Source organism: Ruegeria sp. HKCCD9138 (assembly GCF_057220975.1).
This window is the reverse complement of sequence record NZ_JBWVAZ010000001.1, coordinates 50,498-74,760: the sequence shown is the minus strand read 5'-3', so window position 1 is coordinate 74,760 and position 24,263 is coordinate 50,498. Positions and strand designations below refer to the sequence as shown.

Annotated in this window: 25 protein-coding genes, 1 tRNA gene and 2 riboswitches; of the genes, 20 read left to right on the top strand and 6 right to left on the bottom strand. The window is 60.7% G+C overall.

The genetic code is table 11. The features are described from left to right. Positions 1-42: 42 nt before the first annotated feature. Together AC2TEL_RS00370 and AC2TEL_RS00365 are read right to left on the bottom strand one after the other, a co-directional pair. Positions 43-1,461, bottom strand: a complete 1,419-nt coding sequence (locus tag AC2TEL_RS00370; protein ID WP_480842533.1) for a TolC family outer membrane protein — start codon at positions 1,459-1,461, stop codon at positions 43-45. Between the two features lie 96 nt (positions 1,462-1,557). Then, the gene (locus tag AC2TEL_RS00365; protein ID WP_480901367.1) at positions 1,558-2,211 is read right to left on the bottom strand and encodes a protein-L-isoaspartate O-methyltransferase family protein; all 654 of its coding nucleotides are present in this window, start codon (positions 2,209-2,211) and stop codon (positions 1,558-1,560) included. Positions 2,212-2,435: 224 nt separating this feature from the next. Between AC2TEL_RS00365 and AC2TEL_RS00360 the strand changes: the two genes are divergently transcribed. Further along, positions 2,436-2,509 (top strand) — tRNA-Cys (locus AC2TEL_RS00360). A 187-nt stretch (positions 2,510-2,696) separates the two neighbouring features. On the opposite strand, the gene AC2TEL_RS00355 is transcribed toward AC2TEL_RS00360, so the two are convergent. Further along, on the bottom strand, positions 2,697-3,140 hold the full coding sequence (locus AC2TEL_RS00355; protein ID WP_480901366.1) for a hypothetical protein: 444 nt from the start codon (positions 3,138-3,140) through the stop codon (positions 2,697-2,699). A gap of 206 nt (positions 3,141-3,346) precedes the next feature. Then, a complete protein-coding gene (locus tag AC2TEL_RS00350) occupies positions 3,347-4,366 on the bottom strand; it encodes an NAD(P)-dependent oxidoreductase (protein WP_480901843.1) in 1,020 nt (339 codons plus the stop codon). An 84-nt stretch (positions 4,367-4,450) separates the two neighbouring features. Then, positions 4,451-4,655: riboswitch (cobalamin riboswitch) on the top strand. A gap of 93 nt (positions 4,656-4,748) precedes the next feature. Here AC2TEL_RS00350 and AC2TEL_RS00345 point away from each other — a divergent pair. The 7 genes from AC2TEL_RS00345 to cobJ are packed head-to-tail and all read left to right on the top strand — an operon-like array spanning position 4,749 to position 12,720. Then, on the top strand, positions 4,749-5,123 hold the full coding sequence (locus AC2TEL_RS00345; protein ID WP_480842547.1) for a DUF1636 family protein: 375 nt from the start codon (positions 4,749-4,751) through the stop codon (positions 5,121-5,123). 2 nt (positions 5,124-5,125) lie between these two features. Further along, positions 5,126-6,181 (top strand): cobalamin biosynthesis protein CobW, encoded by a 1,056-nt coding sequence (gene cobW / locus AC2TEL_RS00340; protein ID WP_480842549.1) that lies wholly within the window; start codon positions 5,126-5,128, stop codon positions 6,179-6,181. Positions 6,182-6,187: 6 nt separating this feature from the next. Beyond that, positions 6,188-9,481: a cobaltochelatase subunit CobN gene (gene cobN, locus AC2TEL_RS00335; protein ID WP_480901365.1), complete on the top strand. Its 3,294-nt coding sequence runs from the start codon at positions 6,188-6,190 to the stop codon at positions 9,479-9,481. Next, positions 9,478-10,617: a precorrin-3B synthase gene (gene cobG / locus AC2TEL_RS00330; protein ID WP_480901364.1), complete on the top strand. Its 1,140-nt coding sequence runs from the start codon at positions 9,478-9,480 to the stop codon at positions 10,615-10,617. Before cobN ends, cobG begins: the two co-directional genes overlap by 4 nt. Next, on the top strand, positions 10,617-11,246 hold the full coding sequence (locus AC2TEL_RS00325; protein WP_480901363.1) for a precorrin-8X methylmutase: 630 nt from the start codon (positions 10,617-10,619) through the stop codon (positions 11,244-11,246). Before cobG ends, AC2TEL_RS00325 begins: the two co-directional genes overlap by 1 nt. Beyond that, positions 11,243-11,971 (top strand): precorrin-2 C(20)-methyltransferase, encoded by a 729-nt coding sequence (locus AC2TEL_RS00320; RefSeq protein WP_480842557.1) that lies wholly within the window; start codon positions 11,243-11,245, stop codon positions 11,969-11,971. Before AC2TEL_RS00325 ends, AC2TEL_RS00320 begins: the two co-directional genes overlap by 4 nt. Then, entirely contained in the window at positions 11,968-12,720 is a 753-nt protein-coding gene (cobJ, locus tag AC2TEL_RS00315; RefSeq protein WP_480901362.1) for a precorrin-3B C(17)-methyltransferase, read from the top strand. The genes AC2TEL_RS00320 and cobJ overlap by 4 nt, the downstream gene beginning before the upstream one ends. Here cobJ and AC2TEL_RS00310 read toward each other — a convergent pair. Then, entirely contained in the window at positions 12,693-13,442 is a 750-nt protein-coding gene (locus AC2TEL_RS00310) for a cobalt-precorrin-6A reductase (RefSeq protein ID WP_480901360.1), read from the bottom strand. The two genes, cobJ and AC2TEL_RS00310, sit on opposite strands and share 28 nt — an antisense overlap. Between AC2TEL_RS00310 and cbiE the strand changes: the two genes are divergently transcribed. The 9 genes from cbiE to AC2TEL_RS00265 all read left to right on the top strand — a co-directional run bounded on the left by cbiE (position 13,441) and on the right by AC2TEL_RS00265 (position 20,282). Next, positions 13,441-14,640: a precorrin-6y C5,15-methyltransferase (decarboxylating) subunit CbiE gene (gene cbiE, locus AC2TEL_RS00305; RefSeq protein WP_480901359.1), complete on the top strand. Its 1,200-nt coding sequence runs from the start codon at positions 13,441-13,443 to the stop codon at positions 14,638-14,640. The genes AC2TEL_RS00310 and cbiE overlap by 2 nt on opposite strands. Continuing rightward, the gene (locus tag AC2TEL_RS00300) at positions 14,637-15,005 is read left to right on the top strand and encodes a cobalamin biosynthesis protein (protein ID WP_480901842.1); all 369 of its coding nucleotides are present in this window, start codon (positions 14,637-14,639) and stop codon (positions 15,003-15,005) included. The genes cbiE and AC2TEL_RS00300 overlap by 4 nt, the downstream gene beginning before the upstream one ends. Continuing rightward, entirely contained in the window at positions 15,002-15,796 is a 795-nt protein-coding gene (gene cobM, locus AC2TEL_RS00295) for a precorrin-4 C(11)-methyltransferase (protein WP_480842564.1), read from the top strand. The genes AC2TEL_RS00300 and cobM overlap by 4 nt, the downstream gene beginning before the upstream one ends. Beyond that, positions 15,789-17,105 carry a cobyrinic acid a,c-diamide synthase CobB gene (locus AC2TEL_RS00290; protein ID WP_480901357.1) on the top strand — a complete coding sequence of 439 codons (1,317 nt, stop codon included), beginning with the start codon at positions 15,789-15,791 and terminating at the stop codon, positions 17,103-17,105. The genes cobM and AC2TEL_RS00290 overlap by 8 nt, the downstream gene beginning before the upstream one ends. Further along, the gene (gene cobA / locus AC2TEL_RS00285; protein ID WP_480842568.1) at positions 17,102-17,830 is read left to right on the top strand and encodes a uroporphyrinogen-III C-methyltransferase; all 729 of its coding nucleotides are present in this window, start codon (positions 17,102-17,104) and stop codon (positions 17,828-17,830) included. Before AC2TEL_RS00290 ends, cobA begins: the two co-directional genes overlap by 4 nt. Beyond that, entirely contained in the window at positions 17,823-18,566 is a 744-nt protein-coding gene (gene cobF / locus AC2TEL_RS00280) for a precorrin-6A synthase (deacetylating) (RefSeq protein WP_480901356.1), read from the top strand. The genes cobA and cobF overlap by 8 nt, the downstream gene beginning before the upstream one ends. Positions 18,567-18,609: 43 nt before the next feature. Beyond that, positions 18,610-18,816: riboswitch (cobalamin riboswitch) on the top strand. A 35-nt stretch (positions 18,817-18,851) separates the two neighbouring features. Further along, positions 18,852-19,022, top strand: coding sequence for a CbtB domain-containing protein (locus tag AC2TEL_RS00275; RefSeq protein WP_480842572.1), 171 nt, complete (start codon positions 18,852-18,854; stop codon positions 19,020-19,022). A 4-nt stretch (positions 19,023-19,026) separates the two neighbouring features. Then, positions 19,027-19,725: a CbtA family protein gene (locus AC2TEL_RS00270; protein WP_480901355.1), complete on the top strand. Its 699-nt coding sequence runs from the start codon at positions 19,027-19,029 to the stop codon at positions 19,723-19,725. Positions 19,726-19,787: 62 nt separating this feature from the next. Further along, complete coding sequence (locus tag AC2TEL_RS00265) at positions 19,788-20,282, top strand: hypothetical protein (RefSeq protein WP_480901354.1); 495 nt, start codon at positions 19,788-19,790, stop codon at positions 20,280-20,282. On the opposite strand, the gene AC2TEL_RS00260 is transcribed toward AC2TEL_RS00265, so the two are convergent. Beyond that, positions 20,279-20,623, bottom strand: coding sequence for a DUF1636 family protein (locus AC2TEL_RS00260; RefSeq protein WP_480901353.1), 345 nt, complete (start codon positions 20,621-20,623; stop codon positions 20,279-20,281). The two genes, AC2TEL_RS00265 and AC2TEL_RS00260, sit on opposite strands and share 4 nt — an antisense overlap. Before the next feature lie 149 nt (positions 20,624-20,772). Between AC2TEL_RS00260 and AC2TEL_RS00255 the strand changes: the two genes are divergently transcribed. The 3 genes from AC2TEL_RS00255 to AC2TEL_RS00245 all read left to right on the top strand — a co-directional run bounded on the left by AC2TEL_RS00255 (position 20,773) and on the right by AC2TEL_RS00245 (position 24,101). Then, complete coding sequence (locus tag AC2TEL_RS00255; RefSeq protein WP_480901352.1) at positions 20,773-21,231, top strand: DUF302 domain-containing protein; 459 nt, start codon at positions 20,773-20,775, stop codon at positions 21,229-21,231. A 79-nt stretch (positions 21,232-21,310) separates the two neighbouring features. Further along, positions 21,311-22,930: a thiamine pyrophosphate-binding protein gene (locus tag AC2TEL_RS00250; protein WP_480901350.1), complete on the top strand. Its 1,620-nt coding sequence runs from the start codon at positions 21,311-21,313 to the stop codon at positions 22,928-22,930. Beyond that, positions 22,917-24,101 carry a CaiB/BaiF CoA transferase family protein gene (locus AC2TEL_RS00245; RefSeq protein ID WP_480901348.1) on the top strand — a complete coding sequence of 395 codons (1,185 nt, stop codon included), beginning with the start codon at positions 22,917-22,919 and terminating at the stop codon, positions 24,099-24,101. Before AC2TEL_RS00250 ends, AC2TEL_RS00245 begins: the two co-directional genes overlap by 14 nt. The last annotated feature ends 162 nt before the right edge of the window (positions 24,102-24,263 follow it).

Below are 24,263 nucleotides of genomic sequence, written 5' to 3'. Positions count from 1 at the left end.
GTAGCCAATCCTGCCAAAGCGAACAACCGGTAGTAACGCCGATTAGTCGCGACGCAAGGCCTTGAGCACCCGATCAAGATCGCGGCTCTGTTTGCTGACCTGCGACGGAGCCTTTTTGACCAGATTGTAGTACAGCGTCGGATCGTAGATCTGAACGGCCAGTCCCAGACGTTCCGCAGTCAAAAGACCCTGTGCCTGCAGCAGCTGATATGCTGCCCGGGACCGTTCGGTTCGCGATGCAACTTCGGCTAACTGCGCATCCAGCAAATCCTGCTGTGCGTTCAGAACATCCAGCGTGGTGCGCGCGCCCAAAGTCGCTTCTTCGCGGATACCGTCAAACGCGACCTGCGAGGCGCGAACCCGTTCCGTCGAAGCCCTCAAGCTGGCTGACGCGGCCTGGTAAGCGGCATAACGGTCGACAACCCCTTGGGTGATATCCTTCTGCACGTTCAGCAGGTTCGCCCGCGAGGCATCCCGCGTAGCCATTGCACGACGCACCGCGGCCGCCAGACCGCCACCTTGATAAATCGGCTGATTGAAGTTCAGCGAGATCGTCGCGTCGTTGATATAGTCGTCGTTGTCATAGCTTTCGGTGATCCCGGCATCAGCGTTCAAAGTGACGTTCGGGCCCAGATTGGCGCGCTGCTGCTGAACAATCAGATCCAGCGCCCGCACCTGGTGCTTCGCGGACTGAATGGCCGGGTGGTTGCGCTGCGCCAGGCTGACGGCTTCGGCTTCGGAACGCGGCAGGTTGGGCAAGCTCGGTTGACCTGCGGTTCGCCCCGGGGCCTTGCCGACTGCGTTTACATACTCGGCCTGCGCGATGCTCAGTTCACCGCGTGCAACCGCCAGATCCGCTTGCGAACTGGCCAATTGCGCTTCGGACAGAGCCACATCAGTGCGGGTGACTTCACCCACTTCGAACCGGTCCTGTGACGCCCGGAGTTCCTCTGCAGAAACGTTTACGTTGTTCTGCCGAATTTCCACGGTTTCTTCCTGTAGCAGAACACCCAGATAGGCATTCGCCGCGCGGATCAGGACTTGCTGCTCAATGTCGATCAGCGATTGCCGTGTCGCCAGAACGGTCTCCTGCGCGGACTGCTTCCCCAGAACCGAGGCTCCTCCGTCATAGATCAACTGGCTCAGCGTCAGACCTGAAAAGAAACTTGTTGGCCTGATCGTGGTAACCGCAGTGCTGACATTGCTTTTTCTGTATTGGTCGCTGACGCGCACCGACCAATTGATAATTGGCCGCAACGCCGACAGCGCAATTGCCACGTCTTCGTCGGCTGCTCGCAACAGGGCCCGATTCTGCTCAAGCAGGCCACTGGTGTTGTAGGCGCCAATAAAAGCATCGGTGATGTTGTCAGCCCAAGCGGGCCTTTCGGGCAACGCACTAACCGCAATACCGGCCGCCAGCGCAAAGGCTTTGGCCAGCCTCCTTCCTGCTGTCCCACGCATTTTCTAACCCTCTCAAATCAATTTTTCACTGCCTCACAGGCACTTTGCGCCCTTGTTTTCAAGTAATCAAGGAGGCAAAAAATTTCTAATGCCTTACTATAGCGAAAATGCACACTCAGCACAAAAGGCAGGTAATACCGGTGCGCTGGCATTGAATGCATAGCGCCAGGTGACACGGCCACCGGACTTATGACCGACCCTCACAGTTCCCAATTCGCCCTCCATGAAGAGGCAAGCGATCCGGCCGTGCTCTTTTAACTGGTCCAGCAAAGCGTCGGGCAAACGTTCAACACCGCCCTGGACCAATATCACATCATAAGGCCCGTGTTCAGCCGCGCCCTGATCCAGCGGTCCGGTGTGAATGATGGCGTTGTCGACATCCGCTTCCACCAGTACGGTCTGTGCTTCTGACGCAAGCGTTTCGTCATCTTCCACACCTACGACCAGCTGCGCCATACGGGCCGTAACAGCAGTCGAGTACCCAAGGACCGGAGCGATATCCAACACTATCTCGTCGTTGGAAATGTTCAGGGCATCCAGCATTTTCGCAAGAGTGCGCGGCTCCAGCATGCAGCGACCGTCACTAAGCTCGATCAGGTCGCCGACATAGGCTGCCTCGCGCTGTGCGTCCGGTACAAATCTCTCGCGTTCCACATTCAGCATTGCGTCGATGATGGGAAATTTTGTCACGTCCGAGGGCCGAATCTGCGTATCAACCATCGTTAGGCGCCGAGCCGCGAAATCTGTCATATGATCGCTCTTCCATAGTCCCGAGTTTGACCGGCTTGTGCCACATCCAATCCCCTGCGGCAACGGGCCATGGACGGAATCCTGCCGCGGCAAAATCGTGCAGTCAATTGCGACACGCGATGTGCATTGTTGCACCGGTTTTGCCACCAACCCTCTGGACGTTCCCTGCGAAAGCTGTTAGAACGCCCATCACACCACGGCAAGTGATTGATTTTACTTGAAAAGGCGAGTTGGCGGAGTGGTGACGCAGCGGATTGCAAATCCGTGTACACCGGTTCGATTCCGGTACTCGCCTCCATCCACTCAGCCACCCGCCCTGGCCGTATACTATATCCGCTTTGCCAGTCGCATTTTCCTTTCAAGTGCAATTGCATCTGAGAGCTTGGCCCGGATCGCTTTCTCCCTGAACTATCCGTGCGCATATCTGAACAACCTTGCAGCGAAGAAACCGTTTCAACACGGATCACGCCCCGATCTCTGCGCATTCAATCGGGCAACAGATAGATGGTCAGGTAACACAAAAGCTGAAAGCCCCCCTGAACCATATGGTTCTCTTCAAGATCAAAGTTCATAACTGTTTGATCAGACAGAAAGAACGCAAGCCACAGGCCCAGCGAGACAATAAACGCAGCGTCGACCCGTTTGAGCCACAGATCCCTTTTTGAGTAGGGCGTTATTGCCGCGACGGCAAACAACGAGGTCGACAATAGCAGCCAGATAATAATGCCAACAAACAGAGTGACATCTACGGCCGTGGACGCTCCGAATTGTTCAAGCGTCTTTTTCAGGAACGGATAGTTGTGACCGTCAAACCACGGTGTCGAGGTTACGCCCAACAGTTCCAAACCGCCAATGAAATCAGTCAGAAAAGCGAAGGCCCACCACAGCAACCAGAATACTACCAACGCTTGTTTGAAGAGAACCCGCATTTATGTCACCCCTAAAAATCCGCAGACAATAAAACGACTTAAATCACAGAGTACGCCGATTTCCGAAAATCCAGAAATCAGATCAATTACGTCTGGGGCCAAGCGCCAAGTAACGCATTGTGTGCCAAGGGTGCATCAGCAGTATTTTTTGGAATGCCTACCTTCGATAACGCAGTTTAGGCAGGCATCCGATCAAAGTCGTCCTGTTATCCCGCCGCCCGGTTCTGCGGGATAACCTCGTATCCGGGCTCTTCGGGTTCGTCGTCCAACATCTCCGGTGGGAAGCCGGGCGCACGGATGTCCAGCCCTGTGGCCTCTTCCAGACGTTTGATAATGTTGGGGGACAGTTCACGCTCCCCAAAACGGGCGATTCCGTCCTCGAATATCTTGATCATTACCGGATTGATTTCCAACGGAACCCCGGCACGGTCGGCCACTTCCTGAAACAGGCCGATATCCTTTTTCACAAGGTCCATCGTGAAAGAAATATCGCGCGAGCCATTCAGGATGACCTGACTTTCGGTTTCGTGGACGAACGACGTCCCCGAAGAAATCTTGATCGCCTCATAGGTCGTGCCCAAGTCCATCCCGGCCGCCTTGGCCGTAACCAGCGCTTCGGCGCACGTGATCAGGTTGGCCGTGGCCAGATAGTTGGTCAGCACCTTCAATACCGAGGCCGAGCCCAGTTCGCCGGTATGCAGAACACGCCGCCCCATCGTTGTCAGAAACGGCAATATCTGTTCGAACGTTTCGCGATCACAACCTGCAAAAATCGAGATATTGCCAGTTGCCGCCCTGTGGCATCCCCCCGAGACCGGACAGTCGACCGCCTTACCTCCACGTTCGATGACCATTGCACCCAGACGTTTCACCTCGGCCTCGTCGGTGGTGGACATCTCCATCCAGATCTTGCCGGGTCCGACCTCGGGCAGCATCTCCTGCATGACAGCGTCCGAGGCCGCAGGCGATGGCAGGCAGGTAATCACCGCATCACAGTCGCGCATCAGCTGGGCCGGTCCTTCCGCGGCCTTCGCGCCTTTGGCCACGAACTCCGCAACCAAATCCGGGTTCAGGTCATGCACGGTCAGATCAATACCGTTGCGCAGCAATGAACCCGAAAGCTTGCCGCCTACATTTCCCAGTCCGATGAAACCCACTTTCATATTATTGCGCTCCCTGTTCGCATTCTGCGATCCATGGCACCATGGCCCGTCACAATACGTCATGCCGCCCAGCGACGCCGGCAGGTCGCTTTTCACCCCCTGAGGCACAAGAAGTGTGCGACTCGCTTGACAAGGCGCCCACCGGTGCCGCATGTCGCATCCGTTGGTGTCCATTTTTGGATGAAAAGGGAATGCGTCAGCGGTTATCCGTCAAACGCAGCCGCCCCCGCGACCGTGACCGGAGAGGGTGCCCAAAGCCACTGGCCCGCAAGGCCGGGAAGGCGGGACATCCGACAGAACAACCGTTCTGACATCCGCAAGCCGGGAGACCTGCCAGCACCCGAAGTTGAAACCGGGCGGGGTGTTCCGGTGTCGGGCCCATGTCGCACACGTGGCCCGCATGAAACCCCGTCCCCCGCGAAGAGGATTTGGGGGGATGAGAGACATGACAGAGACGGCGCCAGTCGAGCTGCTGGTCTGCACTACGTGCCGCCGTGGGTTGCCGATTGAAGACGACGCGGAACGGCCCGGCACCCTTCTGCACAAGGCGCTGGAAAGGGCCAACCTGCCCGAGGGCATTACCCTGAAACCGGTCGAGTGTCTGTCGAACTGCGATCAGGGATGCTCAATCGTGTTGCGCGGTGGACCGGATCGCTGGACCTTCGTCTATGAAAACCTGAACGAAACCGATCATGTCGACGTCATCGTCGACGGCGCGACCAAGTATCTGGCCACCGAAGACGGCCTGGTCAAATGGCGCGAGCGCCCCGAGCATTTCCGCAAAAACTGCGCCTCGCGCATCCCCCCGATTGGAGCCTGAGAATGAGCACTCTTGAGAAACTTCCCGTCACCGTGATCACCGGCTTTCTGGGCTCGGGCAAAACCACGCTTGTGCGCCACCTGATGCAGAACCCGCAGGGCAAGCGTCTGGCCGTTGTGGTCAATGAGTTCGGCGATGTTGGCGTCGATGGTGACATCCTGAAGTCCTGTGCAATTCCGGATTGCCCGGCGGAAAACATCATGGAACTGGCCAATGGCTGCATCTGCTGCACCGTGGCCGATGATTTCATCCCAACCATCGAGGCGCTGATGGCGCTGGAGCCGCGCCCCGATCACATCCTGATCGAAACTTCCGGCCTCGCCCTGCCGAAACCGCTGCTGAAGGCGTTCGACTGGCCCGATATCCGGTCCAAGATCACCGTCGACGGCGTGATCGCTCTGGCCGATGCCGAGGCCGTCGCCGCTGGGCGTTTTGCGCCAAATGTCGAAGCGGTGGACGCGCAGCGTCTGGCCGATGACTCGATCGACCACGAAACACCCCTGTCTGAGGTGTTCGAGGATCAGATCTCATGTGCAGACATCATTCTGTTGACCAAGCCCGACCTGGCCGGCCCGGAAGGCGTCGCCAAGGCCAAAGAGATCATCGCGGCCGAGGCCCCACGCCCCTTGCCCGTGGTCGAAGTGGCCGAAGGCGTCGTGGATGTACGCGTCGTGCTGGGTCTGGAAGCCGCTGCCGAAGATGACATGGACGCCCGCCCCAGCCATCACGACGGCCACCACGATCACGAGCATGACGATTTCGAAAGCATCATCGTCGAGCTGCCGGAACAGACCGACCCGGCGGAACTGGTCGCCAATATCGAACGTCTGGCCAACGAACTGAATATCCTGCGCGTCAAAGGCTATGCCGCCGTCCAGGGCAAACCCATGCGCCTGCTGGTGCAGGCTGTCGGTGCCCGCGTGCGCCACCAGTACGACCGCCCATGGGAACCCGGCGAAGAGCGCCGCTCGCGACTGGTGGTCATTGCCGAGCATGACGACATCAAAGAGGCCGCAATCCGCGATATCCTCGTGGGAGTTGCCGAGGCCGCCGAGTAACCACACATGCACGTCGTCTTCCGCGAAAGCCACGGGTTAGAAGAAACTGAGACCCCAACCGATCTGGGCCAGAGCCCGGCGGATCTGGTGGTGCTGTCCTTTTCCGACAGCGACCTTGGCGCTTTTGCGGCGGGTTGGCATCGCGGGGGCGGGCCGGAGGGGCGGATGCCCACCCTGCGGCTGGCCAATCTGACGGCGCTGAAACACCCGTTGTCGGTCGACACCTATGTGGAACAAACGCTGGAGGGGGCCAAGGGCATCCTGATCCGCTTGATCGGTGGCGTGCCCTATTGGTCCTACGGTCTTCAGCAGGTTCTGGCGCTGGCGCAGGCCAAAGGCATCGCGCTGGCCGTTCTGCCGGCAGACGGGCGCGAAGATACGCGGCTGGATGACTATTCCACCCTGCCCGTCTCGACTCTGCGGCGGCTGGCGCATCTGTGTGATACCGGTGGTGAAGTCGCAGCGCAGGCTGCGCTGGCGCAGATGGCATTGGCGGCGGGGCTTTATGCCGGGCCGGTGATGGGGGCAAAAACCCTGCCCGAATGCGGAGCATGGTGCCCCGATCGCGGCGTTATCCCGGTGGACAAGGCCTTCTCGGGCGACGCGAAACGCATACTCGTGACCTTCTACCGCGCCTATCTGACGTCAGCTGACACTGCCCCGATTGCAGCCTTGATCCGCAGCCTGCACGCGCGCGGATTTGAGGCGGTCGGCTTGTTCGCACCGTCCTTGAAGGCGCCAGCATCTGCTGATTGGCTGCGCGAGCAAGTCGTGGCGCTGACCCCTGCGGCCATTATCAACGCCACCTCATTCTCGGGCAAAGGCGCGTCGGGCACATCCCCTCTGGATGCAGCGGGTGTGCCAGTGTTCCAGATTGCCCTCGCGACCTCACGCCGCAAGGCTTGGGCCGAGACGGAGCGCGGCCTCTCCCCTGCCGATCTGGCAATGCATGTGGTGCTGCCTGAGGTGGATGGGCGCATTTCGGCGGGCATCGCATCCTTCAAGGAGCCCGGAAAGCGCGATCCGCATCTGGAATACTCCCGCTTTGCCCACCGGGCCGAACCCGAGCGGATCGAAGCCATCATCGACCGCGTCACCGGTTGGCTGGCCCTGCATGACAAGCCCAAGGCGGATCACGTGCCGGCGCTGGTGCTGTCCACCTATCCCGGCAAGGACTGGCAGATGGCCCATGCGGTGGGTCTGGATGCGCTGGCCTCCGCCGAGGCGATGCTGTCCGATCTACAGGCCGAGGGCTATGACACTGCCCCGGCTGAGCCGATCGCCGAGACACTTCTGGACGCCCGCATCTCGTGGCCGCTGGACGATTACCTGACCGCGCTGGCGGACCTGCCCGAGAAATTGCGGACCGACCTGCAAACCGTCTGGGGCGAACCGGAAGACGACCCCTCTTTCATCGACGGTGCCTTCCACTTCACCGCCCTGCGTCGCGGCAACGCTCTGGTCGCGCTGCAACCCGAACGCGGCACGCCCGAGCTGCGGGATGACGACTACCACGACCTGTCGCGCACCCCGCGCCACAGCTATGTCGCCTTCTACCTATGGCTGCGCAAGGGCCTCGGCGCGGACGCTCTGATCCATATCGGTGCCCATGGTACGCTGGAGTGGCTGCCGGGCAAGTCGGTCGCTTTGTCCAACGAATGCTGGCCCGAAGCGCTGATCCGCGACCTGCCGGTGATCTACCCGTTTATTGTCAATGACCCGGGCGAGGCCGCGCAGGCCAAACGCCGGATCGGCGCGGTCACTCTGGGCCATATCCCACCCCCAATGAAGGAAAGCGGAACGCCGGACCGAATGGTGCGGCTGGAATCGCTGCTGGATGAATTCTCGAACGCCGACGGGCTGGACCCCAAGCGCCGAGACCGGCTGCAGGCGGATATCCGGGATGAGGCGCAGGCCATCGGACTGGAGAGCGATCTGGGCCTCGACCAGGCCACCTGCACCGCCGAGGCAATCACCCGCATCGACCGCTTTGTCTGCGACATCAAGGAAAGCCAGTTCGGCGATGGTCTGCACATCTTTGGCCGCGTCCCCGATGTGACCGGTAACTTCAACCCAGCTCCTTCGGCCCATGCCGAGCGCGGCGCCCTGATCGATGCGCTGGCCGGAAAACGGATCGAAGCCGGCCCCTCGGGCTCACCCTATCGCGGGCGGTCGGATGTGCTGCCCACAGGGCGAAACCTCTATACAACGGACCCGCGCTCAGTTCCGACCCGTGCTGCCTATACGCAGGGCGTGAAACTGGCCGAGGAACTGGTCCGACGCCACTTGCAAGAAGAAGGCGACTATCCCAAGGGGCTGATCGTCGATCTGTGGGGCTCGGCCACCATGCGCACGGCAGGCGAGGAGTTCGCCATGGCGCTGCATCTGCTGGGCGTCAAACCCGTCTGGGACAGGGGCTCGGAGCGCGTCTCCGGCATCGAGGTGCTGCCGATCACCGACCTCAGCCGCCCGCGCCTGGACGTGACCCTGCGCGTTTCGGGTCTGTTCCGGGACGTCTTCCCGACACTTTCGGCGCTGTTTGGTCAGGCGGTACGGGCCTTGTCCGAACGTGACGAGGCACCGGACTGGAACCCCTATGCCGGGCAGGCCCCCGCCGTGCGGGTCTTTGGCCCAGCTCCGGGCAGCTATGGCCTGAACATGACGCACCTGTCCGAAACTTACACGGACGAAGCGCGCGAACAGGCCGGGCAAGCTTGGCTTGAGGCCAGTTCCTTCGCCATCGAAGGAGAGCAAATCGCGCAGGATGTCGACGGCATCACTCAGCGTGTCACAAATGCGGACAGCTTCGTGCACCTGCAGGATCTGACCGAGACCGACCTGCTGCTGGCCAATGACTATGCCACGCATGAGGCCGGGTTCGCGGCCGCCAAGAAGATTACCGGCGGCACTGCGCAGCTTTATCATTTGGACAACACCAATCCGGAAAATCCGCGCGCCCGTACGCTGCCTGAAGAGATCAGTCGTGTTGTCCATGCTCGCGCCGCCAATCCCGGCTGGATCGCAGGCATGCAACGGCATGGGTCCCGGGGGGCCGCCGAAATCGCGGCGACGCTGGATCACATGGCCTCGTTCGCACATCTGTCCGGCACGGTCGCGCCGCATCTTTTTGATCTCTATCATGACGCAACGTTGGGAGACGCAGAAGTGGACGCCTTCCTGCAAGAGGCAAACCCGCAAGCTTACCAAGCTATGCAGGACCGGTTCCGCGCTCTGCTGGAGGCGGGGTTGTGGAACACGCGCAGCAATTCGATCTGCGCCAATCTGGAGGGGCTGGGATGAGCGCCCTGAAAAAAGAACCCATCGTCCAGGGCTGGTGCCCCGGCGCACACCGACCGATGATGTCGGGCGACGGGCTGGTAGTACGGGTACGACCCCGACTAGCGCGCCTCACTGCCGCGCAGACACTTGGACTGTGTGACTTGGCGGAACAGTTCGGCAACGGTACTATTGACCTGACCAACCGCGCCAATTTGCAACTGCGTGGCGTGAAAGAAACTGACCATCAGGCGTTGCTGCAGGAACTTGCCGCGCTAAACCTGTTGGATGCCGAAGCCGGTATTGAAGTGCGGCGCAATATTCTGGTCTCACCACTCTATCAGACGGGTGACCTAACCGCCCGGCTGGCGCAGGAACTGATTGATCGCCTGGGAGAACTGCCCGCTCTGCCGGCCAAATTCGGCTTTGCCATCGACACTGGCCCTGCGCGACTTTTGGCAGCGGACTCTGCAGATATCCGGTTGGAGATGGCCCCCGACGGCATGGTCCTGCGCGCGGACGGGTCCAAAACCGGACGACTCGTCACCGAAGACGAAGCCGTCGACCACCTGATTGCGCTGGCAAATTGGTTTGCCGATAACTTCACAGAAGACACCCGCCGCATGGCCCGGGCTGTTGCAACGCACGGACTTCCGAAGGAATGGCAAGGTGGTGCGCCGGGCGCGGTTGGTACGCCGTTGGAACCCGGCAACTGTGATCTGGGCACGTTCTACGGTGCGGCCTTTGGACAATTGCCCGCACGAAAGCTCTACGATCTGATGAATGACAGTGGCGCCTTGGCCCTGCGGGTCACCCCGTGGCGACTGATCCTGCTGGAAGGCGGGGCGGCGTTACCCGCTCCGGATTTTGTCACGGATGGCACCGACCCGCTGATGACCACCGACGCCTGCCCCGGCGCTCCGTTCTGCCCGCAGGCGCAGGTGGAAACGCGCGAGATCGCTCGCGTATTGGCCTCGTGTATTCCCGGCAGCCTTCATGTCTCCGGCTGCGCCAAGGGATGCGCCAGAATGGGGTCTGCCGATGTCACATTGGTTGGCCAGAACGGTCGATTTGATCTTGTCAAACAGGGCCGCGCGGGGGATGAGCCCTGCCAGCGCGGGCTCGACCCCGAAACACTCATGACCATGGACTTCACCTGATGCCCTATGAATACGAAACCGATGGCGCGGCGATCTACAAGGAGAGCTTTGCCACCATCCGGTCCGAAGCCGATCTGGCCCGGTTCGACGCCGACGAAGAACAGGTCGCCGTCCGCATGATCCACGCTGCCGGGATGGTCGGGCTGGAGGAGTTCGTGCATTTCTCACCCGGATTCGTTGCGACCGCTCGCACTGCGCTGGAAAACGGCGCACCTATCTTGTGCGACGCGCGCATGGTCAGCGAAGGTGTGACCCGATTTCGCCTGCCCGCAGATAACGAGGTGATCTGCACCCTGCATGACGAACGCGTGCGCCCCTTGGCCGCTGAGATGAGCAACACCCGCTCGGCCGCTGCGCTGGAATTGTGGCGGCCCAAGCTGGAAGGCGCGCTGGTCGCCATAGGTAACGCTCCAACGGCCCTGTTCCATCTGCTGAACATGCTGGAAGATCCCGATTGCCCCCGGCCGGCCGCCATCATCGGCTGTCCGGTGGGCTTTGTCGGCGCGGTCGAATCCAAGGACGCCCTGTGGGAAGCGCAACCCGTTCCGTCCTGCATTGTGAAGGGCCGTCTGGGCGGCAGCGCCATCACCGTGGCGGCAATCAATGCCATTGCGAGCCGTGCGGAATGAGCGCGGGCAAGATATATGGCCTCGGCCTCGGCCCCGGCGACCCGGATCTGATGAGCGTCCGCGCAGATCGTTTGCTGCGGAACGCTCGCCACATTGCATTCTTCCGCAAGCCCGGGCGTAGCGGACAGGCGCGAAAGATCGTGAACGGCATGATCCCCAGTGGCGCGGTGGAATTCCCAATGGAATACCCCGTAACCACGGAAATTCCCGTGACTGACCCGCGCTATAACGAATTGCTTTCCGCGTTCTACGAGGACTGCGCCGCACACCTTAAGACACTGGCCGAAAGCGGCGAGGAAGTTGTCGTTCTGTGCGAAGGAGATCCATTCTTCTATGGATCTTTTATGCACCTTTACAGTCGATTGCGCGATGATGTTGATGTTGATGTCGTCCCGGCGATTACTGGAATGTCAGGCGCGTGGACCGCAACCGGAGATCCGATCACGTGGGGCGATGACGTGCTGACAGTTCTGGTTGGCACGTTGCCCGAGGATACGTTGGCCGAGCGTATGGCGCAGACCGACGCTCTGGTCGTGATGAAGATTGGGCGCAATATCGACAAGGTAAAACGGGCGTTGAAAACAGCCGGTCTCTATAACCGCGCGTGGATCGTGGAATTCGCGCAGATGCCGAACCAGACGGTAACAAAGCTGTCCGAAGCTTGCGAGAAAGTTACACCCTATTTTTCAATCATCATCGTACACGGTCAGGGGCGTCGCCCATGAGCGGCTGGGTCAAGATTGCAGGTCTCGGGCCGGGCAACGAAAATCTGGTGACGCCCGAGGTGTCAGCGGCGCTGGCGGAAGCGACAGATGTGGTAGGGTACATCCCCTATGTTGCCCGCGTGGCGGAACGCGAAGGGCTGACTTTGCACGCCAGCGACAACCGGGTTGAGATTGACCGGTCTCAGCACGCATTGCAGATGGCTGCCGAGGGTAAGCGCGTGGTTGTGGTCTCTTCGGGCGACCCGGGCGTTTTCGCTATGGCGGCGGCGGTGTTCGAGGCGCTGGAAAACGGCCCGGAAGAATGGCGCGATATTCAGATCGACGTGCTACCCGGCATCACTGCGATGCTGGCCGCATCCGCCCGTGCGGGGGCACCGTTGGGGCATGACTTCTGTGCCATCAACCTCAGCGACAACCTCAAGCCTTGGTCCCTGATTAAAAAGCGTTTGCGTCTGGCGGCGCAGGCCGACTTTTCGATGGCCTTCTACAATCCTCGCTCGAAGTCTCGGCCGGAAGGTTTTGTAAAGACGCTTGAAATCCTGCGCGAGGAATGCGAGCCCGAGCGGCTCATATTATTTGCCCGCGCCGTATCGCGCGCCGATGAGGCGATCCGCATCTCAACCCTGGCCGAGGCGACGCCGGATATGGCTGACATGCAGACTGTCGTGATCGTCGGATCATCGCGCACGCGCGTGATCGAACGAAACAGCGATCCGATCGTCTATACGCCGAGGTTCACTCCGGAATGAGCCAGCCAGTCCAGAACCTGCGCCACGCTCGACAGCTCCGTCCGCTGCGGCAGGACGGGACGGTCGATCATCAGCACCGGCACGCCCAGCGCTCGCGCAGCATCCAGTTTGGCCTGGGCGCCAGTGCCGCCCGCGTTCTTGGATACGACAAGTTCGGTTTTGTGGCGCTCCATCAGCGCACGGTCACCCGCCACCGTAAACGGGCCGCGCGCAACGACCACCTCGCAGTTCGGCAAAGGCAACCTCTCTGGCTCATCCACCAATCGAAGCAGGTAATTGTGTTGGGGCTGGGCCGCAAAATCCTCAAGATGCATCCGGCCAACGGCCAGAAAGACCCGCTGAGCGGGGCCGGACAGGACATCGACCGCGGCGGCGATATCGGGAACGCGGTGCCAGAGGTCCCCGACCTGGCTGGTCCAGGCGGGCCGTGTCAGCGCCGCCATCGGAATGCCCGTCACGTTGCACGCCTCGACCGCGTTCCGGCTCATCTGCGCCGCAAACGGGTGGGTTGCATCAACCAGATGGCTGATTTTGGTCTCGCGGATGTATCTGACCAACCCGTCCGCGCCACCAAATCCGCCAACGCGCAGTGGCAAGGGCTGTGGACGCGGGTTGTCGACGCGGCCGGCGTAAGAATAGATTGCCGCTATACCCTGTTCGGCGACAGCATTGGCCAGGGCATTGGCCTCGGCCGTACCACCAAGGATCAGGAGGTTGGACATGCGTGAAGCTCCGTGGCTGACCGTTCTGGGACTGGGCGAAGATGGACTGGATGGCCTGTCACCCGCAAGCCGTCAAGTGCTGGACAACGCCGAAGTTGTCATGGGGCCGCCGCGACATCTGTCGCTTATCCCGGAATCCGGCGCGGACCGTATCGAATGGCCGGTTCCCTTTGCCGATGGCCTGCCGATCCTGAACGACCTGCGCGGACGTCGTACCGTTGTTCTGGCTTCAGGTGATCCCTTCTGGTTCGGTGCCGGGTCGGTCATCGCGCGCAACTTCGAAGCCGGAGAGTGGACCGCCCTGCCCGGCCAGTCGACCTTTTCGCTTGCGGCGGCCCGGTTGGGCTGGCCGTTGGAAACCACGCTGACTTTTGGATTGCACGCCGCACCCCTGACTCGCCTGCGCCCCCATTTGTCTTCAGGGTTGCACGCCATTCTGTTATTGCGCGACGGCAAGGCCGTCGCCGAGCTCGCATCATACCTGACCGAGACAGGCTTTGCCGACAGCAAGCTGCACGTTATGCAAGCATTAGGTGGCCCGCGGGAAAACACCCGGATTGTATCGCTGACCGAGGCGCTGCTGGGCACGTTTGACCATCCCGTATGCGTCGGACTCGAGGTCACAGGTCCCGGTCGAGCTTTTCCCAAGGCCTCGGGCAAGCCGGACGACATCTTCGAGACGGATGGACAGATAACCAAACGCCCGGTCCGCGCGCTTACTTTGTCGGCGCTGGCGCCGCAGAGGGGCGAGCGCCTTTGGGACATCGGCGGAGGCACAGGTTCGATCAGTATCGAATGGTTGATGTGCGATCCGACCCTGACCGCGACTACGATTGAACCGCGCGCCGACCGCGCCGAGCGCATACGCCGCAATGCGGACGCATTGGGCCAGGACCGGCTGGACGTGGTACATGGGACAGCGCCCGAAATTTTGCCCGATCTACCCATACCCGACGCCGTTTTCATCGGCGGTGGGTTGAGTACCGAACTTCTGATCTGGCTACACGCAAATCTGCCGTCCGGCACTCGATTGGTCGCCAATGCCGTCACTTTGGAAAGTGAAGCCCTGCTGGCGCAATGGCACGCCAAGCTGGGTGGAGACCTGCTGCGCATTGAACTGGCTCAGGCAGGCCAACTTGGCCCCCGGCGTGGATGGAATTCCGCCTATCCGGTGGTTCAGTGGAGCGCGACGCTATGATCGTGGCCGGTATCGGGTTTTCATCTACTGCAACTGCAGACAGCCTGCGCGCCGCGTTTAATCTGGCCACCGTGGGTCAGCACGTTGAAGCCCTGGCGACAGCCGCCGACAAAGATGGTCACCCGGCGCTGACCGAGTTCGTGGAAACGACGGGCCTGCCGCTGAAATTCGTCGAGTCCGCGGACTTGATCGGAGAGCGCACCCTCACCTGCTCGGCCCGCAGCCGCGCCACATATGGCACCGGCAGCGTGGCCGAAGCATCCGCCCTTGCTGCCGCCGGACCCGGCGCGCGGTTGATCTCACCCAGACAAATCTCGGACGACCGGCTTGCCACTTGCGCCGTCGCCATCGGAGGACAGATATGACCGTTCATTTCATCGGTGCCGGACCGGGCGCCGCCGACCTGCTGACCCTGCGCGGGCGCGATATTATCGCCTCTTGCCCGGTATGCCTTTATGCCGGCTCTCTGGTCCCTGAAGAAATCCTGAGCCACTGCCCGGAAGGCGCTAAAATCGTGAATACCGCCCCGATGGATCTGGATCAGATCATGGCTGAGATCGAGATCGCGCATAAGGCAGGTCAGGATGTGGCACGACTGCATTCCGGCGATCTTTCGGTTTGGTCAGCAATGGGCGAACAGATTCGCCGATTGAAAGAGATGGGCATACCGGTCAGCGTCACCCCGGGCGTGCCGTCCTTTGCAGCGGCTGCGGCGGCACTTGGCACCGAACTGACGCTGCCCGGTTTGGCGCAATCGGTGGTGCTGACCCGCACACCAGGTCGCGCATCGTCAATGCCTGAGGGTGAGACACTGGAAAACTTCGCCCGGACCGGTGCGACACTGGCCATTCATCTGTCGATCGGCAATCTGGACCAAGTGATTGCAGATCTGTCGCCTGCCTATGGTGCGGACTGTCCGGTCGCCGTGGTTTATCGTGCCAGTTGGCCGGACGAAAAGATCATTCGCGCAACGCTTGAAACCCTGAAAGACGCGCTGGATGAAAGCATCTCGCGCACAGCGCTGATCATGGTTGGCCCCGCATTGGCGGGTGAGGGATTCGACGAAAGCTGTCTGTATTCCAAAACCTACGACCGCCGCTATCGCCCGCAAAGTGCCGACAGCCCGTGGTCGAGCTGGAGCCACGGTGATGACTAACCCTCCGGGCCTTTTGATTTCAGCGCCCTCGTCGGGCACCGGAAAGACTACGGTCATGCTGGGCCTGTTACGGGCGCTGGCCGAGGACGGGCTGTCCGTTCAGCCGTTCAAGAGCGGGCCGGATTACATCGATCCCGCCTTTCATCGGGCGGCTGCCGGGCGGGCCTCGTTCAATCTCGATAGCTGGGCAATGGATGAGCCCCTGTTGAACGCGATTTCGGCCCAAGCCGATGGCGCGGATATCATGGTCGCGGAAGGCTCGATGGGCTTGTTTGACGGCGTCGCCAAGCCGGGAGAGCTGGGTCATGGGTCCAGCGCCGAGACGGCTCTGCGCATGGGCTGGCCCGTGGTGCTGGTACTGGATGTGGGCGGTCAGGCGCAATCCGCCGCTGCGACTGCTTTGGGCTTCCGAATGTACAACCCCGATCTGCCGTTTGCCGGTGTGATCCTGAACCGTTGCGCCAGTCCAAGGCACGAACGCCTGACCCGGTTGGGGATGGAGCGGGCCGGCCTGCCGGTTCTGGGGGTCCTTCCACGGCGTGGCGATCTGACCCTGCCCGAACGGCATCTGGGCCTGATTCAGGCCGTCGAGCATCCTGATCTGGAAAGCGCCATTGCAGGATACGCTGCATTCCTGCGCGAACATGTGGACCTTGAGGCGATCAAGGAGGCGGCCTCCTCAGGCCCGGTTGGGCCATCGTCAGCCGCGCTGCCGCGCCCTCCGGCGCAACGGATCGCACTGGCTCGGGACGAAGCGTTTTCATTTACCTACCCACATCTTCTGGAAGGGTGGAGCAGTGCAGGGGCGGAGATTCTGCCGTTTTCTCCTTTGGCAGACGAAGCGCCTGCACCGGACGCGGATCTGGTCTGGTTGCCCGGAGGCTACCCCGAATTGCACGCAGGTACTCTGGCCGCTGCCGACACGTTCCTGAGCGGATTGCGCAAGCACGCCGGAACCAAGCCCGTGCACGGCGAATGCGGCGGATATATGGCTCTGGGAGAGGTTCTGGTGGACAAGGAAGGAACCTCGCACCGGATGGCGGGACTGCTGGGTCTGGTGACTTCCTATGAAAAGCGCAAGTTCAACCTCGGCTATCGCCGGGCCGAATTGCTGGCGCCGATGCCTGGCTTTGCAGCCGGAACAGCGCTGCGCGGGCATGAGTTCCACTATTCGTCGATTGTTGAACAGCCGGACGCGCCGCTGGCGCGTGTCTTTGATGCCGAAGGCGCGGAGGGGCCGCAAACGGGCTCACAGCGTGGCAATGTCACCGGCACCTTTTTCCACCTGATTGCAGAGGCGTCGGCATGAGCGGATTCGTCAGCTTCATAGGTTCGGGTCCGGGTGATCCGGAATTGTTGACGCTCAAGGCCGTTGATCGAATGCAAAAGGCGGACGCGGTGTTGTTCGACGACCTCAGCAGCGGACCCATTCTGAGCCATGCACGCTCGGATGCCGATTTGGTCGGTGTAGGCAAACGTGCTGGCCGCCCCTCGCCCAAGCAGGATCATGTCAGCCGCTTGTTGGTGGAATATGCGCAGACCGGGCAGCATGTGGTGCGCCTGAAATCAGGCGATGGCGGGATGTTCGGGCGCCTGGAGGAAGAGCTAGTCGCGCTGCGCGAAGCCGGGATCAAATATGAGATCATTCCAGGCATTCCATCAGCGGTAGCAGCGGCCGCTGCGGCGGGAATTCCGCTGACCCGGCGACTGACAGCGCGGCGCGTGCAGTTTGTCACCGGCCACGATGTCAGCGGCAAATTGCCGGAGGACCTGAACTTGCCTGCGCTGGCCGATCCCGGTGCGACTTCGGTTGTTTTCATGGGAAAACGCACCTTTCCGCTGCTGGTCGAAACACTGCATGCGCACGGTCTGCCTCTGGATACCCCGGCACTTATGGCGGAGTCGGTCTCGACACCGGATCAGGTTCTGCATCGCTCTACCATCGGCGCATTGTCCGAAAAACTGAAAACCGAGATCGGTACGGCCCCGGCCCTGATCCTGTACGGCCCGTTGGCAGAGTTTGACGATGATTGAACTGAACCTCATTGGCATTGGCACCGGCAATCCCGATCATGTCACGTTTCAGGGCGCGCAGGCGATCCGAGAGGCCGATCTGATCCTGATTCCCCGCAAAGGTGAAAACAAGGCGGATCTGGCTGGTATTCGGGAGCAGATCATCGCACAGGTCGCGGACAAGCCACCAAGGACCGCCTATTTCGACATCCCAAAACGACGGGCCGAAGATGGTTACCTGCGCGGTGTGGATGAATGGCACGACGCGATAGCCGAACGCTGGCGTGAGGCGATTGACGCTCACCCAGAAGCTCGCACCGTCGCCTTGCTGATCTGGGGTGATCCTTCGCTCTACGACAGTTCGCTTCGGATCGCCTCGCGCCTCGACCCACAGCCGAAAACGCGCGTGGTTCCCGGCATAACAGCACTGCAGGCGCTGACGGCCGCGCATGCCGTTCCGATCAACGACATTGGCGCGCCCTATGTGGTGACAACAGGGCGGCGTTTGCGAGACGGAGGGTGGCCGGACGCTGCTTCGAAAGTGGCTGTCATGCTGGATGGAGAATGCTCTTTCCAATGCCTCGATATGGCCCAATTCGACATCTGGTGGGGCGCTTACGTGGGCATGGCGGAGGAGATTCTGATCAAGGGCCCGTTGGCCGACGTGGCGCACGAGATTCTTGAAACCCGCGCGCGGGCTCGGGCGGAACATGGCTGGATCATGGATGTCTATCTGCTGAAAAAGCGCGGGATCTGACCGAAAACGTCGCATTTGGTCATTGCGTGCACGAGCCCTTCACGGCTAAATGAAACCGTCTGGTCCTGCCGGAGACATCCGGATGCTAAGAGGGAATTTGGTGCGGCCTGCACGCAGGTCAAATCCAAAGCCGCCCCCGCGACTGTAAGCGGTGAGCCCCTGTTCAACCAGCCACTCCCGGTTCCGGGGGGAAGGCGAACAGAGGCACCGACCCGCGAGCCAGGAGACCTGCCAGGCGAAAATTGAAACACCGGCCGTCGGGTGCGGCGGCACAGGAGGATAAATATGACGACACAAACTCAAACGGCATCGGTCGCTCGCACAGGTGTACTTTCGGCTCTGTTCGCTGTTGCACTGGGTCTGGGCATCATCACCCTGACCGGCCATGTTCAGGCGGCTGCGCTGCATGACGCAGCGCATGACGTGCGCCACGCAACCGGCTTCCCCTGCCACTGAGACAATGTTCAGTCGCATTCTGACCAGCGCGTTGTTCGCTGGTGCTGCAGCGGGGCTGATTGCCGCTCTGCTGCAGCTTGCGTTTGTGCAACCGGTTCTGTTGCACGCCGAACTGTATGAATCCGGTGAGCTGGTTCATTTCGGAGCCGAAGCCGTCTCTGCCCACCCCGAGTTGCCGGGCATGTTCTCGGACCTGACCCGCGACGCGCTGAGCGTGATTTTCACGATGCTGACCTATACCGGCTATGCGCTGGTGCTGGTTGCGCTGATGTCGGTGACCGAAGGTCTTGGGCATAAGGTCGATGGCCGCACCGGCGTTCTGTGGGGGCTTGCGGGCTTTGTCGCCTTTCACCTGGCGCCAGGCTTTACGCTGGCACCGGAAGTTCCCGGCGTTGCCGCGGCTGATGTCTATGCCCGGCAGGTCTGGTGGTTCGCAACGGTGGCCGCAGCGGGTGTTGCCATGTGGCTGATCGCCTTTGGCGGTAATCTCATCAGCTATGTTGTTGCTGCCGCGCTGCTGCTGGCCCCGCATGTGATCGGCGCACCGGAACCGGATGTCTTCACCGGGCCTGTTCCAACCGAAATCGGCGCGCTGTTCGCAGCACGCGCCTTTGGCATCGGTTTGGTGGCCTGGGTACTGGTTGGGTCTTTTGCCGGGTATTTCTGGCAGAGAGAAGCCAAGCACGCCGAAGCAAGCGCCTGATCGACTGCATGACGCGCCCGCCGGGCAAACCCCGGCGGGCTATTGTTTTTCAAGGATAAGAAATGTCCCGCTCACTTGCTCTGTTTGCAATTGGTCTGGTCTTTGGCGGAGGCGCTGGATTTGTGCTGGCCGCAGCCAATGGCGTCACTTTCGACGGTCATGACCATTCCGATCCTTCCCATCACGGCAGCGCCCATGCCGAGGCGATGGCGCACGACCATTCCACCGCCGTAAACCTGCCATCCGGTCCGAATGCACCCGGTTTGGAAATCGCGCTGACACAGGACCCGATGGCCGGCTGGAACCTGCACGTCATGCCTCAGAACTTCCGGTTCTCGCCGGAAAACGCATCGAAGGCTGACAATGACGGCGAGGGTCACGCCCATGTCTATGTGAATGGCGAGAAGCTGGCGCGCCTTTATGGCAACTGGATGCATATTCCCGACCTGCCGAAGGGTGAAGTCGAGGTTTCGGTTTCGCTGAACGCAAACAGCCACAGCCCGCTGACGGTCGACAACGTACCGGTCAGCACTGCCGTCACGGTTCAGGTCAACTAAAGCGCCGGAACACGCGCACGCAGACACATCCGAAGACGCCCGCATGGCCGGGCGTCTTCAATCCAACCCGAGGGGCTGTCCAAAAACGCCCGACATGTTGCAGCGATGTCTTCTGCGTCAGCGACAGCATCAATCCCCGTGAAGACGTATGAAGCCATCCCCTGCCCCTGCAAAGCCAGCGTGGTAGGGCTGTCGCAACCGCTGAAGCAGGCATGAGCTCCGACCTCGACCCTGTCGTCCAGCCCGACAATGGTCAACGCAGCTTGCACTGCCCGACGTTCAGCATCGCGATCGCGCGTGCCCGCACAGCTTTCACAGATCAGCAAACGAATCTTGTCCAATTTGGCCTCGTTCGGAAACGTTCACGCGTTTCTGCGGGTTTCGCGACTACAGAGCAAGCCTCTGTCGCGTTTTGATACACAGGAATGTGAGTGCACCACCTCGCAATTTCGGGCAACAATCACGCTACCGATCCAAGGGAGGCGCGGTCATGAAGGCATTGTTACCCGTTTTGTGTATGCTGGCCGTTCCCACGCTGGCCCAAGAACCCTTGGCCGGATGGGCTGTCTACCCTACCGACAAGAGCTATGAGCAACTGGTGGACGCCACTAAGACTGCAGTGAAAGAAAATGGTCTGATCGTTGTCACACAAGCCGGACCCACCAAGGCAGCGGCGGCCAGAGGGATCGCCATTCCCGGAAATCTGGTGATTGGGGCGTTCAACAATGACTACGCAGTGCGGGTACTTGGGACTTCGACCGCAGCCATGATCGAAGCACCAATACGGTTTTATGTGACCGAAAATGACGACCGCACGGCCACGCTGTCCTACAAAACGCCCAGCTTTGTCTTTGCGCCCTATGCGGCCGAGGGCGGTCAGGAATTGGCCGATATTGCCGAGGAATTGGACATCAAGTTTCAGGCCGTGGCCGAAAGCGCAGTCAAATAGTCACACTGGCGTGATCCACCTTGCGTCCGGGGGCGTCCTCCGCAATCTGCTTGCCAACATTCAATTCGGAGCATGACTGATGCAGGACCCTTCTCCCCGCGCTGCGGATCTATTGGCCGAACGGTTGTTTGAGGCCGGTTGCCGCCATGCATTCGGTATGCCCGGTGGCGAGGTTCTGACACTGGTCGACGCGCTTGAAAAAGCAGGCATCGCATTTCACCTGACCAAACATGAAAACGCCGCTGGCTTCATGGCCGAGGCCGTGCATCACCGTGACGGGGCTCCGGCGATCCTGGTCGCCACGCTGGGCCCCGGTGCGATGAACGGGATCAACGTGGTCGCGAACGCGTTGCAGGACCGGGTGCCGATGATCGTGCTGACGGGCTGCGTCGATGCGGATGAGGCGCTGACCTACACCCATCAGGTTATGGATCACTCTCGGGTCTATCGCTCGATTACCAAGGGCACATATCTGCTTACGGCCGAAGGCGCTGACGTCGTTGCAGACAAGGCCGTCTCGCTTGCGATGCAACCACGCCCCGGCCCGGTGCATGTCGACGTGCCGATCTCGGTCGCGGACACCCCGGTGACCAGTTTGAAACGACGCAGGTTGGCAAAGGTGGCGCCAGTCGCGCCCGAAGGCGAATGTCTGGAAAAGGCCCGCCGTTGGGTTGCCGAGGCGGAACGCCCCATCGCGATTCTGGGACTGGACATTCTATATGACAACTCGCGCTGTGTCGTTCGGGCATTTCTGGAACATTTTGGTATCCCGTTTGTCACGACGTACAAGGCCAAGGGTGTTGTTCCCGAGGATCATCCGCTCTGTCTAGGTGGCGCGGGTCTGTCGCCGCTTGCGGACAAGCATCTGGTGCCGTTGGTGGAGCAGGCAGATCTGATCCTGTGCCTCGGATACGATCCGATCGAAATGCGTCCCGGTTGGCGCGAGATCTGGGATCCGGATGATAAACGCGTCATCGACATCTCGGCCGTGATAAACGATCACTACATGCATCAGGCTGGGTTGAACCTGGTCGCCGACACCAACGCGACGCTGGAGGCCATTGCCAAGGGAAATCCGGCCCGTGAAACCTGGTCCGGAGGCGAACCTTCACAAATCAAAGAAGCGCTGACCAAAGCCTTTCCGACAGATGAGGACTGGGGACCGGCCGCCATCATCGCTGAAACCCGCGAAACACTGCCGCCTGAATCTCTGGCAACAGCGGACAGCGGCGCGCACCGCATTCTACTGAGCCAGATGTGGGAGTGTTTCGAGGAGCGCGGGCTGATCCAGTCTTCGGCGCTCTGCACCATGGGTTGCGCAGTGCCGATGGCGATCGGTCTGAAGCTGGTCGAGCCCGAGCGCCCGGTGATCAGCTTTTCCGGCGATGCCGGGTTCCTGATGGTGGCCGGAGAACTTTCGACAGCCGCGGAAATGGGCGGCAATCCCATCTTCCTGGTCTTCGTGGATGCCAGCCTTGCCTTGATCGAACTGAAGCAGCGTCAACGCCAGATGGGAAACCGCGGCGTGGATTTCGACCATCACGATTTTGCCGCTATGGGTCGGGCGTTCGGTGGCTATGGACATACAGTGCGCAACCGGACAGAGCTGCGCGCAACGCTGAACGAGGCAGTGAACGCCGACAAATTCACGGTTATCGCAGCAGTAATCGACCGCGGAGGTTACGATGGCCGCATCTGAAGGCCCCCTGAAGGGTGTCAAGGTTTTGGATCTTAGCCGCATTCTGGCTGGGCCCACCTGTACGCAGCTGCTGGGAGATCTGGGCGCGAGTGTCATCAAGATCGAAAATCCTGCTACCGGCGGCGACGACACTCGACAATGGGGCCCGCCATACGCACTGGGCACAGATGGCAACCCATCGGACCTGAGCGCCTATTTCATGTCCTCGAACCGAAACAAAAAATCGGTTGCCGTCGACATTGCCACACCTGAAGGTCAGACCGAAATCCGGCGGTTGGCGAGACACGCGGATGTTTTGATCGAGAATTTCAAACCCGGAGGTCTGGCCAAATACGGGCTGGACTATGCAACTCTGTCGGCGGAGCTTCCGGGATTGGTCTACTGCTCGATTTCGGGTTATGGCCAGACCGGACCAAACGCTTCGAAACCGGGCTATGACCTGATGGCGCAAGGCTATGGCGGGATCATGTCTCTTACCGGAGACCCCGAAGGACCGCCGATGAAAGTTGGTGTCGGCATTGCCGATGTCATGTGCGGAATGTATGCCTGCGTCGGGATTCTGGCCGCCCTGCGGCACCGCGACCAAACCGGCGAGGGTCAACAGATCGATCTGGCGCTGGTCGACGCGCAGGTCGCATGGCTGATCAACGAAGGGGTGAACTATCTGACCTCGGGCAATGTCCCCCAGAGACGCGGCAATGGTCATCCGAATATCGTTCCCTATGACGTTTATGAAACCGCCGACGGGCATGTGATTTTGGCAGTCGGCAACGACAGGCAGTTCCGAAGATTCTGCGGTTTCATTGAGCAACCCGATCTCGCCGATGATCCCCGTTTTGCCACCAACCCCGCCCGGCTGGAAAACCGGGATGCCTTGAATGCCGTCTTGCGCCCGGCGGTTCGGGCGCTCACCACAGCCTCAGTGATCACCGGGTTGGAAGCGTTGAAGGTACCCGTCGGCCCCGTGCAAACATTGGATCAGGTTTTTGCAACAGATCAGGTTGCCGCGCGGCAGATGCAGGTCGCCATGCAGGCCGCGCCGGGCGTCGTGCAATTGATCGGAAATCCCCTGAACCTGTCCCGCACGCCTGTAACATATCGCAGCGCCCCGCCGGTCTTTGGCGCAGATACTGAAACCGTCCTGAGCGCGGAAAACCCCTTCGAGGATTGAAACACTCTGCTTGTTTAAGCGGCATGTTGCTGAAACATGCCTTTGAATCGGCGGTTTTTTTCGCGTTTTCCACACACAGCTTTTCACCAATTCGAGAGCAGGGTCGATACTGTTACGACCCGCTGACACACTCTGCTACATCGAACAGTGTAGAATTTTGCA